Source organism: Pseudomonas brassicacearum subsp. brassicacearum (assembly GCF_008801605.1).
Taxonomy (GTDB): Bacteria; Pseudomonadota; Gammaproteobacteria; order Pseudomonadales; family Pseudomonadaceae; genus Aquipseudomonas; species Aquipseudomonas brassicacearum.
In genome coordinates this window covers 83,303-100,953 of record NZ_VZPJ01000014.1, presented here as the reverse complement: position 1 = coordinate 100,953, position 17,651 = coordinate 83,303, and the positions used below count along the sequence as shown (strand labels likewise).

Genomic DNA, 17,651 nt, shown 5'->3' with positions numbered 1-17,651 from the left:
TTATGAGTGGGTCATGAACGTTTCTTTTCGTCAGCTTCGTGCCTTCATCCTTATTGCCGAGACTTCGAGCTTTACCCGCACGGCCGAACAGTTGCACCTGTCCCAGCCGGCGCTGAGCTATAGCATCCGCAAATTGGAAGAGAGCATGGGGCTGCAGTTGCTCGCGCGTAATACCCGCAGCGTCGAGCTGACTCCGGCCGGTGAGCATTTTCTACCCCAGGCCCGGCGCATGCTCCGGGACATGAACGACGCCGTGCGCGATGCTCGTGACACTCTGAGCCTGAGCCGTGGCACGCTCCGGCTGGCGGCCTTGCCCACCGCTGCGGCGTCATTCCTGCCCATTGCCATTGCTTCTTTCCAGCATGAAAACCCCGGCGTGACGGTGAGTTTGTTAGACGGCCGCGCCGGGGAAGTCATGGGCTGGGTGCAGCGAGGAGAGGTGGACGCCGGCATCAGTTCGTTGCCTGACGATCTGTCCGGACTGAGCTTTGTGCGCCTGTTGGATGACAACCTGGTGTTGCTGAGCCAAAAGGACCCGCAGCGTGACGGCCAGGACGACTGGAAGCGGCAACCCTATATTGCCCTCACGCCTGACACCAGCATCCGGCCCCTGGCTGACGCTGCGTTGCGCTATTTGAACGTTGACCCTGTGCCGGCCTGGGAAGTGGCGCACATGAGCACGGCCACGGCCCTGGTGCGCGAAGGATTGGGATTTTCTCTGTTGCCGGCCAGTTGCACGGCGGTGTTCAACATCGGTGAGCAGTGTGCTGTCACCGCCATCGACCAGCCGGCGAAGCGCTCGATCGGCCTGTTGCAGCGCAAGCCGGTGGCCCAATCACCTTCATTGAGCCAGTTCATGCAGCATTTGCGACAGGTGCTGCTCAGCCACGGACACTGAGGTTGATCGAGCAATGGCTATCGCGAGCAAGCTCGCTCCCACATTGGCTGGTGGTGGAACTTGATTGCACGGCCACCACAACGCCCCCTGTGGGCGCGAGCTTGCTCGCGAAAGCGCTGGCCCGGCCACCGCGCTATTGAGTGCCAAACATCGCCGTCCAATAGATCCCTGCATCGCTTTTCGGATCGGTCGCATACCCGGCGCCCAATTCGCGGAACTGTGGGTTCATCAGGTTGGCGCAGTGCCCCGGGCTGGCCAGCCAGCCGTCCACCACCTTGAGCGCGGTGTCCTGTCCGGCGGCGATGTTCTCGCCGATCAACTGGCCCAGATAGCCGGCCAATTCGGCGCGGTCGCCCGGCATGCGGTTGTCGCGGTCCTTGTGGTCGAAGAAATTGTTGTTGGCCATGGCCCGGGTGTGGGTCACGGCGGCCAGGGCCAAGGTGGCGTTCCAGGCCAGCGGCGTTGTGGCGGCGAAGGTTTCGGTGCCGCAGCGACGTGGCTGGGTGCGGGCACTGTTGATCAGCTTCAGCAGCTTCTGGCCCTCGGCTTGCCAGTCACCCAGGCGCGCCGACAACAGTGGGCGCGCCAGCACGATGCGCCATTCGCGGTCCAGGCGGCTGACGCCGATGTCGACGAACTGCGGGTCGAGTACTACCTGGCAGAAGCTTTCCTGGACGGCTTTCATGGCCGATTGCGCATCGCGCGGCCCGGACAGGCTGATGGCCTGCACGTTGACCATTGGATAGGCCGCCCGCGCCAGCGCCTGCTGCAGGTCACCGATGCCGTTAGCCGACAGGATCAGCCGGGAATCCATCGCCAGCGGTGGCAACTCCAGCGAGGCCTGGCCGGCACAGCTTTGGGACTGGCTGCGGTAAAGGTTGATGGACTCGACCAGTTGCGTCTCTTCGGTGGCCGCGGCACTGGTGGCGAACACCAGGCCCAGCGACAGCACGACAAGACCCACGACGGATGAAATGGCACGCATGTAAATCTCCCTTGAGCGGACGGCGCCTATGATGCGCAATTTTTGCCCCGCTGGGGCAACGGTATTCACGCTCTTTTGAAATCCCTTGGAACGGCACAGTTGGGTAGCGTTCGGGATAATCCTCAAATAGTGGGATCAACTTTCAGGCGAATAAGTCCATTTCCGTCGTTTCAAGGCCATAAAATCGCAGATTATCAGCTCATCCAGTTCCCCCCATCGACGTTATAGGTCTGCGCCACCACGTACTCGCTTTCCGCCGAGGCGAGGAAAATCGCCATCCCGGTGAGGTCCTCCGCAGTCCCCATCCGGCCATAGGGCACCTGTTGCCCGACCTGGCGCTTCTTTTCCCCCAGGGGCAGGTTTTCGTGGCGGGCGAACAGCGCATCCACGCCATCCCAATGCTCGCCATCCACCACGCCGGGGGCGATGGCGTTGACGTTGATCCGATGCTTGATCAGATCCAGTCCGGCGGACTGGGTCAGGCTGATCACCGCTGCCTTGGTGGCGCAATAGACACCGACCAGCGCTTCGCCACGCCGACCGGCCTGGCTGGCCATGTTGATGATCCGGCCGCCATGGCCCTGGCGGATCATCTGCCGCGCCGCCGCCTGCAGGGTGAACAGCGTGCCGGCGACGTTGATGGAAAACAGCCGCTCGTAGCTCTGGCGGGTGATTTCCACGATGGGTGCCAGGTCGAACAGCGCGGCGTTGTTGATCAGGATATCCAGCTTGCCCACCTGGGCCACCACGGCCTCGATGGCCTGATCGATCGAAGCCTGGTCCGTCACGTCCATTTTGACCGCGTAGGCACTATCACCCAGTTCGGCGGCGGTAGCCTGGGCCCGCTCCAGGTCGATATCGGCGATCGCCACTGTGGCGCCCTCGTAGATATAGGCCTGGGCGAACGTCCTGCCGATGCCACGGGCGGCACCGGTCACCAGGGCACTTTTTCCTTCCAGTCGTTTCATGGGGTTGTCCTTTTCGAAGTACAAAAAAAACTGTGGGAGCAAGGCTTGCCCGCGATGAAGCAAATGCGGTCTCTCAGAAATCGAGGTGCCTGTATCGCGAGCAAGCTTTGCTCCCACAGCGGGGCAAACCTTCTAGCCTCGGGGCGGGTACCAATCGTTATTTCTTGGGATACCCGGCCCGCTTCATCTCCCGCTCGGTACTCGATTGCGCCGAGGCCAATGCCTGTTCCACCGTGATCTGCCCGGTGAGGGCGGCGGTAAACAGCTTGCCGACGGAAGTGCCGATGGCCTGGAACTCTGGAATCGTCACGTACTGGATGCCCACGTACGGCACCGGTTCGGCGGTGGGGTGGGCCGGGTCGGCGTTCTGCATCATTTTCAAGGTGATCCGGGCGAACGGAGCGGCGTTCAGGTAGGCGTCGCTGTAGGTGGACATGCGCGTGCCGGGCGGAACATTGCTGATGCCGTCCTGCCTGGCGACCAACTGGATGTAGTCCTTGGACGTGGCCCAGGCCACGAACGCCTTGGCGGCGTCCTTGTGCCGGGAGCTGGTGGGAATCGCCAGTGACCAGGCATACAACCAGGAAGCACCTTTATGGGTCACTTCGATGGGGGCGGCAGCGAAACCCACACGGTCGGCGACCTTGCTTTGGCTGGTGTCGGTGATGAAGGAGCCCGCGACGCTGGCATCGACCCAGATCGCACATTTACCGCTGTTGAACAGCGCCAGGGTTTCGTTGAACCCGTTGCTGGTCAGGCCCGGCGGGCCGTACTTCTTCAGCGTATCGACGTAGAACTGCGCGGCGGCCTTCCATTGCGGGCTGTCGAACTGCGGTTTCCATTGTTCATCGAACCAACGGGCGCCGAAGGTGTTGGCCAGGGTGCTGAGCAGCGCCATGTTCTCGCCCCAACCGGCCTTGCCCCGCAGACACAGGCCGTACTGGCCCTGGTCAGGTTGGTGCAACTTGGCAGCGAATTCACCGAGCTGGCTCCAGGTCGGTTGCTCGGGCATGCTCAGGCCGGCCTGTTTGAACAGGTCCGTGCGGTAATAGGTGACGGTGCTTTCGCCGTAAAAGGGCAGGGCGTAAAGCGTGTCATTGACCGAGAGGCCTTGGCGAACGGCAGGAAAAATGTCCTCCAGGTCATACTCTGCGGGCAGGTTGGTCATCGGTTCGAGCCAGTGCTTGGCCCCCCACAGCGGGGTTTCGTAGGTGCCGATGGTCAGCACGTCGAACTGCCCGCCCTGGGTTGCGATGTCAGTGGTCAGGCGCTGGCGCAGGACATTCTCTTCGAGTACCACCCAGTTCAACGTGATGTCCGGGTGCTCGCTCTCGAAGGTTTTCGAGAGTTTTTGCATGCGGATCATGTCGGCGTTGTTCACCGTAGCGATGGTGAGGGTCTCGGCGGCCTGTCCGGCGAGGGCAAAAGACAATCCCGCGAACATGACAAGCACCTTGGGCACTGTTTTCATGAGCTTCTCCAGAGCTGCGCCTGGGCGCAGAATTATTATTGTTGTGGGGGCCGTGGCGTCGGGCTGAGCGGTTCGTCGCCAATGGCAAGCCGATTACAGCAGCGCCTGTGGAGGCCGACAAACGCAGGGAGGATCGTGCGCTGATACTTTTTTAACGCCCTTGAGCGCGACAGGGCCGGGTTAAAAAAGTATCAGTGGGCGGTCAGACCGAGGCTGGCGAACCGCTGCGCACTCGGCGTAAGGTGCCCGCTATAACGATAAAAGAGGCGCGACATGCCTGATCACCGAACGCCGCTGTTCGAGCAGCGACCAGCCGAACTGGAAGTCATCCTGCCTGAGCCCGAACACAGTTTTCGCTGGTACGAGCATGACTACCCGTACCCGATGGCGCGTTGGAACCATCACCCTGAATTTGAAATCCACCTGATCCGCCAGGGCAGCGGCAAACTGCTGGCGGGCGACTACATCGGCCCGTTTGGCCCAGGCCATGTGGCGATGATTGGCCCGGACTTGCCCCACGACTGGATGGGCGATCTGGCGCCGGGCGAGCACCTGCCTGGGCGTGACGTGGTCTTGCAATTCGACGGTGCCACGCTGCTGACCTTGCGCCGAACCCTGCCCGAACTGGGCGATCTGCAGGGCCTGTTCGAACGCGCCCGCCGTGGCCTGACCTTCGACGGCAACACCGCGCGGCGGGCCGCGCACCTGCTGGAAGCCATCGGCCCGGCCCAGGGACTGGCGCGGTTGGCGCTGTTCCTGGAACTGCTGCACACCCTCAACCAAGCCCCTGGCGACGAGGCCTTGAGCCTGGCGAGCCCTTGCTACGCGCCGACCCTCGATGCGCGCAGCTCCGAGCGCATCCATAGAGCCTTCGAATACCTGCAAGCCGAACTCACTGGCGACCTGCGCCTGTCGGTGATCGCTCGTCAATTGGACATGAGCGAGCCGGGCTTCTCACGGTTCTTCAAGCGCATCACCGGGCACGGCTTCATTGACCTGATGCGCAAGCTGCGGGTCCAGCGCGCCTGTCGCTTGCTGTTGCAGAGCGAAATGCCCGTGACCGATATCTGTTTTGAAGTGGGCTACAACAACTTGTCCAACTTCAACCGGCATTTTCGGATAGAGATGAACCAGACCCCCAGCGAGTACCGGCGGGGCGCTTTTCCCCTCGCTTGATGGAGACTGTCATGTTGCGCATCGTGGAACAGCAAGCCAGCGCATCCCTGCGCCAGCGGATGGAAAAGGCCGGTTGTGCCTTCGATTTCCTGGTGCTTGTGCCCGAGGCGAGTGATGCCGCTGATGAGGTGCTTCATCGTCAGGCTGTGGACCTGTTGTTCCAGCACCTCAAGGCTCAATGGCTGGAGCGTCATCGCCAACTGACTCTGGACCCGCGCTATACCGAGGCTGCGCCCCCCACCATGGATTGGGATTTGAGCAAGGCCGTCGCCAAGCCGCTGAACCGGGACGAACGGGCTCGACTCATGCGGATCGACCAAGATGATCAGCACACTTATGCCTTGTACGCGGCCTTCTGCGACCCGCCCTATGGCACCCGTTTCAGCGACGACACCCTGCAAGCGCTGTTCAGCGAATGGCTCGACCTGCTTGGGCTCGAGGACGGTACCGATGGGGTGGTGTTGAGCTGGGTCGATAACTTCAACCTCAACTGGACGGCCAGCGACGAGTACGATCCGGCACGGGCCCCCTGGAGCGATTATTTCGACGATGGCCTGGAGTGGTGGGGCGTCTGGTGCCTGAGCATCTGGAACCCCAAGCGCCGAACGCTTGCCGTACTGGCGGCGAGCACGACGGATTGAGTTGCAGAGCTTGCAGCTCCGCAGAAACCAATGTGGGAGCGAGCTTGCTCGCGATGGCGTCAGCCCAGCCAGCATCAATGTCAGCTGACCCACCGCCATCGCGAGCAAGCTCGCTCCCACAGGGGAATTATGGTGATCCCAGGTTCGGGGTTTAGTCCGGGACTCCTCGTTGATGCTTCTTCAACCGATAGGCGAACTGTGCCCGGCTCAGTCCCAATGAGCGTGCGGCCGCTGCCAGGTTGCCGCTGCTCAGTTGCAGGGCTTCGTTGATCAGCCGTGATTCCAGGCCGTCAATGGAGAAGTCCGAGTCCAGTTGGCTGAGGGACTGGAGCAGGGCCGGTTTTTCCGCGGTGTCGTTGGCGGCCAGGCCCATCGGCGAGAGACCACCGTGCAGGTCCACGGAATACGCATCCACCGGCAGTTGTTCATTGCGAAACAGATGGACCAGGTCAATCGCCTGGCCTTCTTCGCTGGCGATCAGGCCGCGCTCGATGAGGTTCTGCAATTCCCGCACGTTGCCCGGGAAGTCATAGCGCAACAGCACCTTCAAGGCACGCATGGTCAGGCCCATCGGGGTGCGGCCGTACTCCTGGCAAAAGCGCTTGAGGAAAGCATTGATCAGCAACGGGATGTCATCGCGACGCTCGCGCAAGGGAGGCAGGGCGATGGGGTAGACGTTGAGCCGGTAGAACAGGTCTTCACGGAACGCGCCTTCCGCCACGGCCTTGCGCAGGTCGATGTTGGTGGCCGCCACGACCCGCACATCGACCTTGATGCCGTGGCCACCACCGATCCGTTCGATCTCCCGCTCCTGCAAGGCGCGTAGCAACTTGCTTTGCCCGGCCAGGCTCAGGCAGGTGATCTCATCCAGAAACAACGTGCCGCCATGGGCTCGCTCGAAACGACCGGGGCGTGAATGAGTGGCCCCGGTATAGGCACCGCGTTCGACGCCAAACAGTTCGGCCTCGATCAGGTTGTCGGGGATGGCCGCGCAGTTGAGGGCGATGAACGGACCATCGCGTCGGCGACTAAGTTGGTGCAGCTGGCGGGCGAACATCTCCTTGCCGACGCCGGATTCGCCGCTGACCAGCACGGTGGCGGGGGTCAAGGCCACCCGTTGCAAGGCTTGGGTCGCGGCGTTGAAGGCGGCGCTGGCACCGATCAGCGGCTGTTCGCTGTCCGGCAGCGGGGCGGTGCCGGCAACACTGTCGGACTGGCTGTCGGTGCGCGCGACGACCGCTGGCGGTGAGGCGTTGAGGTAATTGAGGTCCTGCTCGACATCGCCCCATTGCTCGGCGGTCTTGCCGACGACTCGGCAGCGTTCGTGCCCCATGCCTCGGCATTCCACTTCGCGGAAGATCACCAGTTGCCCGAACAGCCCGCTGACGAAACCGATGGCGTAGCCCAGTTCGGTCCAGCACACCGGATCCTGCCCGGTGCCATAGGCGGCGACATGCTCGTCGGCCTCACAGGAGTGATGCCAGAGAAATTCCCCTTCATAGAACCCCGAATCGGCGTCGAACTTGAAATGCAGCGGCTCGACCTTGGTCATGCCTTCAAGGGTGTGCAGATGCGTGCCTGCACGAAACACCGCCGCGGCATCGGCGTGGGGCCAGCGTTCGCGAATCAGCCGGGCGTCCCGGGCGCCGGAGGAATAGCCGGTGCGGGTGAGCATGCCACGGGCCTGTTCCAGCCCCTGGCGTTCGATGATTTCCCGGCGCAACGCCCCGAAGGATGAACTGTGCAGCAGCAACATGCGCTGGTCGTTGAGCCAGATACGGCCATCGTCGGGGGAGAAAAACAGACACGCGGTGAGTTCTGCCGTCGTAGGCGAACTGCTGTCGGTCAGCTCGTTGCTGTCACCCCGTGGACGGAAGTGCTCGGTGGCGATCCGGTGATCCGGCAACTGGCAGTGGGGATTATTCATTGTTATGCCCCTGATGGCGGGTGATCGAAATGATCATCTGGCGAGATAGTTATTAAGCATAACTTTATCAAATGAACAAGCGGCAGCTGGCCAACGGCCACGTCGGCAGGTGCGTCATCAGTCCTGCACTCGATGCAGACCATTGATCCAGAGCCCTGCGCCAGGTTTATCAAGGTCTGCGGGCAAAACCGGCACAGCGCTTGCTCAAGCACTAGCACGGCGTTTGCGTCGATACCTTCCAGGTGCGGCAAACGATGACAACAACAAAGAGCCGGGAGTGTTAAATGTCTGCATCCAAAAGCCACCTGTTGTCCCAGGTGATCGAGTCGGAATGTGTCTTCAACGGTGACTGGGTGCCTGCGTCGGGTCTGCTGCAATGGATCATTGAACCGGCCACCGGTGAGCGGTTGATGCGCTGTGCCACGGCCGACTCCGCCGACATCGCCAAGGCCAGTCGCGACGCAGCCCTGGCGCAGCCGGGGTGGGCGGCGCTGGGCCCGCGGCAACGCGCGGCGATCTTCCGCAAGGCCGCCGACGTGGCCGAGCAGTCCTTCGAAGAACTGGCGCTGTACGTGGCTCGGGAGACCGGCGCCGCGCTGTTTAAGGGCCAACACGAAGTACGCGAAGCCATCGTGCTGTTGCATCAGGCCGCCGGCCTGCTGTCCCAGGCCCATGGGGTGGTCCTGCCCAGCGAGGCGGGGCGCCTGTCCTATGCGCGACGCCAGCCCCATGGCGTGGTCGGGGTGATTTCGCCCTTCAACTTTCCCCTGGTGTTGTCCATGCGCTCCGTTGCGCCAGCCCTGGCGGCGGGCAATGCGGTGGTGCTCAAGCCGGATCCGCAGACCCCGGTGAGCGGCGGTTTCCTTATCGCCCGGTTGTTCGAGGTAGCGGGGCTGCCCAAGGGCTTGCTGCAAGTGTTGCCCGGTGCGGCGGATGCCGGTGAGGCGCTGTGCCGCGACCCTAACGTGCGCATGATCGCCTTTACCGGTTCCACCGGCGCCGGTCGCAAGGTCGCTGAAGTGGCCGGGCGCAACCTGAAGAAGGTTGCGCTGGAGTTGGGTGGCAAGAACCCGCTGATCATTCTTGAAGACGCCGATCTCGACCTCGCCGCTCGCAACGCGGCCTGGGGCGCCTGGCTGCATCAAGGGCAGATTTGCATGGCCACCGGGTTGATCCTCGCCCATGAATCCATCGCCGAAGAACTGACCCGCAAACTGGTGGAAAAGGCCCGGGCCTTGACCGTCGGTAACGCCGCCCAGGGCGAAGCCGCGTTGGGGCCGCTGATCAATCAGCGCCAACTGAAACGGGTGCACGACATCGTCAGCGACTCCGTGCGTGCCGGCGCCCGGCTGGAGGCAGGCGGCGAGCACGATCGACTGTTTTACCAGGCCACCGTGCTCAGCGGCGTGAAACCGGGCATGCGGGCCTTCGACGAGGAGGTCTTCGGGCCCGTGGCAACGGTGGTCAGCTTCGCCACCGATGATGAAGCCGTCGAGTTGGCCAACCGCACCGAGTACGGTTTGGCGGCGGCGATCATTTCTCCGTCGGTAGGCCGGGCCATGGCCATCGGTGAGCGGTTGCAGTGCGGCATGTTGCACATCAATGACCAGACCGTCGCCGATGAGTGCATCAACCCGTTCGGCGGGCGCGGCGCCTCGGGCAATGGCGGCAGCGTCGGCGGCCCGGCGGACTGGGACGAATACACGCAATGGCAGTGGGTGACGGTCAAGGACCAGGCGCCGGTCTACCCCTTCTGACAGGCAGGTTTACAGGGCCCGATGAGCTGAGGGCCCTGCGAGTACACAAAAATAATAAGAGGACTCAACATGAAACTCGACAACAAGATTGTGCTGGTCACCGGTGTCTCGTCAGGCATTGGTGCTGCCACGGCAAGCCTGCTGCGCACTCATGGCGCCCAAGTGATTGGCGTCGACCTCAAGGCGCCGCACATGACCCTGGACGGTTTTGTGCAGGGCGATTTGAGTAGCGCCGAAAACATCGAACGGCTGCTGCCGCAGCTGCCCGCACGGCTCGACAGCCTGTGCAACATCGCCGGGGTGCCGGGCACTGCCAACCCGCAACTGCTGGCGCAGGTCAACTACCTTGGGTTGCGCCACTTGAGCCGTGCGCTGCTGCCGCGCATCAACGCTGGCGGCAGCATCGTCAATATCGCCTCGATCCTCGGCGCCGAATGGCCGTTGCGCCTGGAACAGCACAAGGCGCTGGCGCGCATCGAAGATTTTACCGCCGCGCAAGCCTGGCTGGCCGATCACCGGGTGCCGGACCAGACCTGCTACCAGTACTTCAAGGAAGCCTTGATCGTCTGGACCTACCTGCAGGCCCAACCCTGGTTTCTTGAGCATTCGGTGCGCATGAACAGTGTTGCACCGGGCCCGGTGTTCACGCCCATCCTCGACGACTTCGTGAGCATGCTCGGCGAGGCCCGGACCCAGGCCGATGCCCATCGCATGAAACGTCCCGCTTACGCCGATGAGGTGGCGGCGGTGATCGCTTTCCTGTGTGCCGATGAGTCGCGCTGGATCAACGGCGTCAACCTGCCGGTCGATGGTGGATTGGCCTCCACCTACATCTGAATGCGCATCCGTACAACGCGGTGCAAGCCGCTACCCGAGCGTGTTGGCTGCAAAGCCATGCCAAAAAATAACAATAATGAGAAGCGTCCATGGATAACCTCAAAGATTGCTTTGGTTTCAAGCATTGCGCCCTGTTCCTGGCGTTGTGCAGCACCGGTGTGATGGTCGAAAGGGTCCAGGCCATGCAAATGGACCTGGGTGACTCCGACTGGAAACTGCGCTGGGACAACACCATCAAGTACAGCCAAGCCTGGCGCCTGCATGGACAGGACAGCCGCTTGGTCAACGCGCCAACCGCCAACGGCCTGTATCCCTCGATCCAGAGCCAGGGCGACAAGAATTTCAGCAGTGGCCTGGTCTCCAACCGCCTGGACCTGTTTTCCGAAATGGACCTGAGCCGGCAAAACTATGGGCTGCGCGTGAGCGGCGCAGCCTGGTACGACGATATCTACAATCAGGACACCGACAGCAGCGAGCAAAAGCATTTCCTCAGTGAAACCCGCAAGCTTCATGGTCGCGACGCGGAAATCCTCGACGCCTTCGTGTTCTTGCGCGGGGATCTGGGTGAAGACTCCCAGGGCGTGGCGCGCCTGGGCCGACACAGCCTGATCTATGGGGAAAGCCTGTTCTACGGTGGCAACGGCATTGCCAATGCCCAGGGCCCGACCGATGTCGTCAAGTTGCTCAGCGTGCCGGGGACTCAGTTCAAGGAGATCCTGCGCCCGGTCAATCAGATCTCCGGGCAGTTGCAGATCAACCCGCAACTGTCGGTGGGCGCTTACTATCAGTTTGAGTGGGAACGTTCCAATCTGCCCGGCGCCGGCAGCTACCTGAGCGATGTCGATGCCATCGGCTACGGCAGTGGCCCTCTGCGCGAACTGTTCGGCAACGACACGGTCAATGGCGGCGATTTGAAACCGCGCAATTCGGGGCAGGGCGGCATGCAGATCCGCTTCAAGCCGACCGGCACCGAGCTGGAGCTGGGTTTCTACGCGGCCCAGTATCACGACAAAGCGCCAATCGGGTTGTACGCGTACCTGGACGGTGCGGCGTCTGCGGCCACCGGGTTGCCCATCCTGGGTTCCTATCGCCAGGTCTACGCCGAAGACATCAAGACCGCTGGCGTCAGCTTCTCCACTGCCTACGGTCCGTTCAACTTTGCCGGTGAAACGTCGGTGCGCTGGAACGCGCCGCTAGTGAGTAATCTGCAAGTAGTGACCCCCGGCATGGCGGCCGATGGTGGCGACAATGAGTTGTTCGCCAGGGGCAAGACCGCCCACGCCAACCTGTCGGCGATCTACCTGTTATCGCCCACCGCGTTCTGGGATGGCGGATCGGCCCTGGCCGAACTGGCCTGGAACCGCACCCTGAGCGTGACCAAGAACGCTGCCGCGCTGGACTCCAACACCACCCGCGATGCCACCGCGCTGCGGGTATTGATCGAGCCGGCGTACTTCCAGATCGTCGACGGAATCGACCTGACCGTGCCGATCGGCATGGGTGTGGTACTCGATGGGCGCTCATCGGCGGTCAACAAATCCGGCTTCGGCAACACCCACTCCGGCGACTGGAGTGTCGGGCTCAAAGCCACCTACCTGCAACGCTGGGATGTCGGCCTCAACTACGTGAACTTCTTCGGCGCACCGAAAGCCGGGCTGCGCGAGGACGGCAATTTCAGTTACGGACAGTCGTTGGCCGATCGCGACTTCGTCTCGCTCTACGTGAAAACCTCATTCTAATAAGGTGGATTCGCCATGCAGAACACAGCATTCCTGAACACATGCGTCCTGACCCTGGCCCTTGCTGGCATGGGGCTGGCGCAGGCGGCGGTGTCGCCTGAACAGGCCGCGCGCCTGAAAACCGATCTGACTCCCTTGGGTGGCGAGCGCGCCGGCAACGCCGATGGCAGTATCCCGGCTTGGCAGGGCGGCTATACCCAGGCCACGCCTGGCTACAAACCGGGTGACAAACGCCCCGATCCATTCGCCGGCGAGAAGCCGCTGTATTCGATCAAAGCCTCGAACATGGAGCAGTACGCCAGCGAATTGGCCGAAGGGACCAAGCTGCTGCTGAAGAAATACCCGGGCTATCGCCTGGACGTGTACCCGACCCATCGCTCGGCCGCCGCTCCGCAATGGGTGTATGACAACACCAGCAAGAACGCCACACGCGCCACGCTGGACGTGGACAGCGAGAAGGTCGCCAACGCCTACGGTGGCATTCCGTTCCCGATCCCGGAAAACGGTGCCCAAGTGCTGTGGAATTATCGGTTGTCCTGGCAGGGCGGCGACACCATCAGCGCGCCTTTCGATACCTGGCTGATGACCGCCGGTGGCAAGAAAGTCCAGGCGACCCGGGCCCAATTCTCCTATCAGTTTCCCTACTACTTCGAAGGCGGCAGCCTGGAAAACTATGCGGGCAAGTACCAGGTGGGCAAGCTGTTGACCGAGTTGCCGTCATCCAAGGCCGGCGAAGGCCTGATGACCCATTGGGACATGGACCCGGCCAATCGGGCGGCCTGGCAATATCTGGTCGGCCAGCGCCGGGTTCGCCGGGCGCCAAACATTGCCTATGACACGCCGGACTTCGTGACCTCCGGCGTCGGCCTGTTCGACGAAGCGTTCATGCTGTTCGGGCCTACCGATCGCTATGACCTCAAGCTGGTGGGCAAGAAAGAGCTGATCGTCGGCTACAACAATAACCGCGCCGCGCTGGCCAAGAGTGACGACCTGGTCAAGGAAAACTTCCTCAATCCTGATCTGGTGCGTTGGGAGAAGCACCGGGTCTGGGTGGTCGAGGCCACGCTCAAATCCGGCAAGCGCCATGTCGTGCCGCGTCGGACCTACTACGTCGACGAAGACTCCTGGCAGATCCTGATGGCCGACGGTTATGACGCCCAGGGCAAGCTCGGTCGGCAGATGTATTCGCTGACGCTGCTGGCGCCGGACATGCCGGTCCTCACCGCACAGGTCATGTGGGGCAGCTACAACCTCGACACCGGAGCCTACTTCCTCAACGCATCGAGCAATGACCTGGCGGTTCAGTACCAGAAGATCGCGAGACCTTCGGCGTCCTATTTCACGCCGGATGCCATGGCCAACGAAAACATGCGTTGAACCTGTGGCGGCCGTGGCGAGGAGGAGGTTCGCCGCGGTCGCTTACGATTCTCCAGGGGGAATAACGATATGAACGTTGAAAAATTTTTTGCGAGTCGCGGTCCGCTATGGGGCGTTTGCGCCTTGGTGGGGAGCCTGTTGGTGAGCGTGCCCTTGGTTGCACAGGCCACGACATTGGCCGTGCTGCAACAGCCGGCATTGCCGACCGCCAAGGCCCAGCGCTCGGTGTTGCTCGGGCTGGCCCGGGCCGGCGAGCGTCTGGTGGCGGTCGGTGAGCGCGGGATCGTGCTGCTCTGCGATGACGCTGGAGTCAATTGGCGCCAGGCCAAGGTGCCGGTCAGTGTCAGCCTGACGGCGGTGCAATTCGTCGATGCCGAGCAGGGCTGGGCGGTCGGTCATCTGGGCGTGGTGCTGCACACCCAGGACGGCGGAGAAACCTGGCAAAAGCAACTCGACGGTCAGCGTGCCATCGCCTTGGCGGTACAGTTCGCTGAGCGCGATGTCAATCAACCCGACGGTGCCAGCCACTTGGCGCAGGCACGGCGAATGCTCGATGACGGACCGGATAAACCGTTTCTCGACCTGTACTTCAGTGACCGCCTGCACGGCTACGTCGTGGGCGCCTACAACCAGATCTACCGTACCGACGATGGCGGGCGAAGCTGGCAGCCGTGGATGCGGCATGTGGACAATCCGCAGGGCTTGAACCTGTATGGCATCCGCGCCTTGGGCAACGATCTGTGGTTGGTGGGGGAGCGCGGTTTGCTGTTGCGTTCCACCGATGCTGGGCAGTCATTCCAGGCCTTGAAGTCACCGTATGAGGGCAGCTTCTTCGGTCTGCTCGGCACCCGCGACGGGGCCTTGGTGGTCTATGGCTTGCGCGGAAACGCCTGGTGGTCTGGGGATCGTGGCAACAGTTGGCGCCGCCTTGACACCGGTATCGAATCGACACTGGCGAGCGCTCTCCAACTGCGCGACGGCGGCCTGTTGTTGGCCAGCCAGAGTGGTGAACTTCTATTCAGTCATGACCAGGGGCGAAGCTTTGACAAGCGTCAGAGCCGCAGCGGCGGGACGCTCGCTGCCGTGCAACAGGCGGTCGACGGCAGCCTGGCCAGCGTCGGCTTGACCGGCGTGGCCGCTGACCAGGATCCGCGGGCCGCAGGTCAACCTTGAAACTTCACGGTGTAGCGCTATCGGGCCACGGCTCGTGCAACAGGAGTCAAACTTGAAAGACGACAGAACCCAAACCGTGATCGGCCGCCAGGAAGACTTTGACCGGGCGTCGGGCAACTTCGCTGAGCGGGCGATCTTCAACCATCGACCGCTGGTGGTCCTGCTGTGTCTGTTGGTGACGTTGGTGCTCGGTTGGCAAGCCACGCACATCGGCATCAATGCCAGCTACGAAAAGACCATCCCCACGGGGCATCCCTACGTCGCCAATTTCCTGGAGAATCGCAAGGAACTGAGCGGCCTGGGCAACTCGCTGCGCATCGCCGTGGAGGTCAAGCAGGGGAGCATTTTCACCAAGGACTACCTCGACACCCTGGCCAGGCTCAACGACGAGCTCTATCTGCTGCCGGGCGTCGACCGCCCCTACATGAAATCGTTATGGACCCCGACCACGCGCTGGACTGCCGTGACCGAAGACGGGCTCGACGGCGGCACGGTGATCCCCGACGATTACGATGGCTCGGCCACCAGCCTCGAGCAGGTGCGGACCAACGTGGCCCGCTCCGGGGAAGTCGGGCAATTGGTCGCCGGCAACTTCAAATCCAGCGTGATCTTCGTGCCGTTGCTGGAAATCAATCCGCAGACGGGCAAGGCGCTGGACTATGGCGAGTTCTCCCGGCAACTGGAGGCGCTGCGAGACAAGTACCAGACCGATGACCTGCGGATTCATATCACCGGCTTTACCAAGATCGTCGGCGACCTGATCGAGGGCATGACCCAGGTATTGCTGTTCTTCGTGGTGGCGGTACTGGTGACGGTCTTGGTGCTGTTTGGCTACACCCGTTGCGCGCGAAGCACCTTGGTGGTGGTGATCTGTTCACTGGCGGCGGTGCTTTGGCAACTGGGGCTGCTAGCGCTGCTCGGCTATGAGCTGGACCCTTACTCGGCCTTGGTGCCGTTCCTGGTGTTCGCCATTGGCATGAGCCATGGCGCGCAGAAGATGAACGGCATCATGCAGGACATCGGCCGCGGTACTCACCGGGTGGTTGCCGCGCGCTATACCTTCCGTCGACTGTTCGCCGCCGGCATCACCGCTTTGCTCTGTGATGCGGTGGGCTTCGCGGTGCTGCTGCTGATCAACATTCGGGTGATCCAGGACCTGGCGATCACCGCCAGCCTCGGGGTGGCAGTGCTGATTTTCACCAACCTGATCCTGCTGCCGATCCTGCTCAGCTATATCGGCGTCAGCCCGGCGGCGGCGCAACGCAGCCTGAGTGCGGAAACCACAGAGCAACAGGCGCAGATCAAGCATCCCCTGTGGCGTGTGCTCGATTTGTTCACCCAACGGCGCTGGGCCACGGGCGCCATGTTGGCTGGCTTGCTGTTGGCCGCGTTTGGTTTTGCCGTGAGCCTGCACCTGAAAATCGGCGATCTGGACCCCGGCGCTCCAGAGTTGCGTGCCGACTCGCGCTACAACCGCGATGCGTTGTTCATGACCCAGAACTATGCGGCCAGCTCGGATATTTTCGTGGTCATGATCAAGACCCCCGAGGATCAATGCACCCGTTACGCCAGCCTGTCTGCGGTAGACGCGCTGGCCTGGCAACTGGAGCAATTGCCCGGCGTGGAATCGACCACCTCGATGGCAGCGCTGAGCAAGATCGCCACGGCCGGGTATAACGAAGGCAACTTCAAATGGTATGAACTGATCCCCAATGACGGCGCACTGGGTGCCGTGCAAACCCGCGCCCCGCGAGAGCTGTTCAATCAGGGCTGCTCGATGCTGTCGCTGTACGTCTACCTGGCCGATCACAAGGCTGATACCTTGAACCGGGTGGTGGAGGCCAGTGAGCAGTTTATCGCCGGGCATCAGATGCCAGAGGTCAAGTTCATGCTCGCGGCCGGCAGTGCGGGGATCGAAGCGGCGACCAATATCGTGGTGAAGAAGTCCATGCGCGAGATGCTGTTCTGGGTCTATGGCGCAGTCAGTCTGCTGTGTCTGGTGACCTTCCGCAGCTGGCGCGCAACCCTGTGCGCGATGCTGCCGCTGATGCTCACCTCGATCCTGTGCGAGGCGCTGATGGTGGGGCTGGGCATGGGGGTGAAAGTCGCGACACTGCCGGTAATCGCACTGGGCGTGGGCATCGGGGTCGATTATGCGCTCTATGTGTTGAGCGTGATCCTGGCGCGGATGCGGGCCGGTGACACCTTGGCCCAGGCGTATTACCAGGCGCTGCTGTTCACCGGCAAAGTGGTGTTGTTGACGGGCATGACATTGGCTGTGGCGGTGTCGACCTGGGCGTTCTCGCCGATCAAGTTTCAGGCTGATATGGGGATTTTGCTGGCCTTCATGTTTTTGGTGAACATGCTGGGGGCCTTGATCTTGCTGCCGGCGTTGGCTTGGTTGCTGTTGCCGCAGAGGGTGTTTTTAAAAAAGCCTGAGTTGAGTCGGCAGGGGGGGTGGGTTCGGGGCTGACGGCTTTTGGGGGGTATATCCGTTATTTAGGTAACGGCGGCTTATGGTTCCGCCCTTACGGCGGGTCACTTTCGAAAAGCGCGAAAGTAACCAAAGCGCTTTTGCCCCACCACTCGGTGCCTCGCCTAGGCTCGGCATGCCTGAACGAAGGCATTGCTCCGAGGGCCGCCGCGAAGGGCCATCCATGGCCCAGCGCGGCTAACCCGGCATCCATGCCGGGTTGCCCACT

At 62.3% G+C, this 17,651-nt stretch carries 13 protein-coding genes; 9 read left to right on the top strand and 4 right to left on the bottom strand.

Features of this window, described 5'->3' with window-relative positions; genetic code table 11:
• Positions 1-13: 13 nt before the first annotated feature.
• Entirely contained in the window at positions 14-898 is an 885-nt protein-coding gene (locus F7R20_RS25700; protein ID WP_003201473.1) for a LysR family transcriptional regulator, read from the top strand.
• Positions 899-1,031: 133 nt separating this feature from the next.
• Here the strand turns inward: F7R20_RS25700 and F7R20_RS25695 are convergent, their stop codons facing one another.
• The 3 genes from F7R20_RS25695 to F7R20_RS25685 form a co-directional block, all read right to left on the bottom strand.
• Positions 1,032-1,883: a CAP domain-containing protein gene (locus F7R20_RS25695; RefSeq protein WP_003201475.1), complete on the bottom strand. Its 852-nt coding sequence runs from the start codon at positions 1,881-1,883 to the stop codon at positions 1,032-1,034.
• A 194-nt stretch (positions 1,884-2,077) separates the two neighbouring features.
• A complete protein-coding gene (locus tag F7R20_RS25690) occupies positions 2,078-2,851 on the bottom strand; it encodes an L-iditol 2-dehydrogenase (RefSeq protein ID WP_033028109.1) in 774 nt (257 codons plus the stop codon).
• Positions 2,852-3,008: 157 nt separating this feature from the next.
• Positions 3,009-4,322: an ABC transporter substrate-binding protein gene (locus F7R20_RS25685; protein ID WP_003201478.1), complete on the bottom strand. Its 1,314-nt coding sequence runs from the start codon at positions 4,320-4,322 to the stop codon at positions 3,009-3,011.
• Positions 4,323-4,595: 273 nt separating this feature from the next.
• Between F7R20_RS25685 and F7R20_RS25680 the strand changes: the two genes are divergently transcribed.
• Together F7R20_RS25680 and F7R20_RS25675 are read left to right on the top strand one after the other, a co-directional pair.
• A complete protein-coding gene (locus F7R20_RS25680; protein WP_003201480.1) occupies positions 4,596-5,498 on the top strand; it encodes a helix-turn-helix domain-containing protein in 903 nt (300 codons plus the stop codon).
• Positions 5,499-5,509: 11 nt separating this feature from the next.
• Positions 5,510-6,139 carry a hypothetical protein gene (locus F7R20_RS25675; protein ID WP_003201482.1) on the top strand — a complete coding sequence of 210 codons (630 nt, stop codon included), beginning with the start codon at positions 5,510-5,512 and terminating at the stop codon, positions 6,137-6,139.
• 151 nt (positions 6,140-6,290) lie between these two features.
• Here F7R20_RS25675 and F7R20_RS25665 read toward each other — a convergent pair whose 3' ends face one another.
• On the bottom strand, positions 6,291-8,066 hold the full coding sequence (locus tag F7R20_RS25665) for a sigma-54-dependent Fis family transcriptional regulator (protein ID WP_003201484.1): 1,776 nt from the start codon (positions 8,064-8,066) through the stop codon (positions 6,291-6,293).
• Between the two features lie 284 nt (positions 8,067-8,350).
• Between F7R20_RS25665 and F7R20_RS25660 the strand changes: the two genes are divergently transcribed.
• The 6 genes from F7R20_RS25660 to F7R20_RS25635 all read left to right on the top strand — a co-directional run bounded on the left by F7R20_RS25660 (position 8,351) and on the right by F7R20_RS25635 (position 17,422).
• Entirely contained in the window at positions 8,351-9,823 is a 1,473-nt protein-coding gene (locus tag F7R20_RS25660) for a benzaldehyde dehydrogenase (protein ID WP_003201487.1), read from the top strand.
• 69 nt (positions 9,824-9,892) lie between these two features.
• Positions 9,893-10,660, top strand: coding sequence for a coniferyl-alcohol dehydrogenase (locus F7R20_RS25655; RefSeq protein ID WP_003201489.1), 768 nt, complete (start codon positions 9,893-9,895; stop codon positions 10,658-10,660).
• A gap of 89 nt (positions 10,661-10,749) precedes the next feature.
• The gene (locus F7R20_RS25650) at positions 10,750-12,399 is read left to right on the top strand and encodes a DUF1302 domain-containing protein (RefSeq protein WP_003201491.1); all 1,650 of its coding nucleotides are present in this window, start codon (positions 10,750-10,752) and stop codon (positions 12,397-12,399) included.
• Positions 12,400-12,414: 15 nt separating this feature from the next.
• Positions 12,415-13,776: a DUF1329 domain-containing protein gene (locus tag F7R20_RS25645; protein WP_003201493.1), complete on the top strand. Its 1,362-nt coding sequence runs from the start codon at positions 12,415-12,417 to the stop codon at positions 13,774-13,776.
• 69 nt (positions 13,777-13,845) lie between these two features.
• Positions 13,846-14,949, top strand: a complete 1,104-nt coding sequence (locus F7R20_RS25640; protein WP_003201495.1) for a WD40/YVTN/BNR-like repeat-containing protein — start codon at positions 13,846-13,848, stop codon at positions 14,947-14,949.
• A gap of 52 nt (positions 14,950-15,001) precedes the next feature.
• Positions 15,002-17,422 (top strand): efflux RND transporter permease subunit, encoded by a 2,421-nt coding sequence (locus F7R20_RS25635; protein WP_003201497.1) that lies wholly within the window; start codon positions 15,002-15,004, stop codon positions 17,420-17,422.
• Positions 17,423-17,651 lie beyond the last annotated feature (229 nt).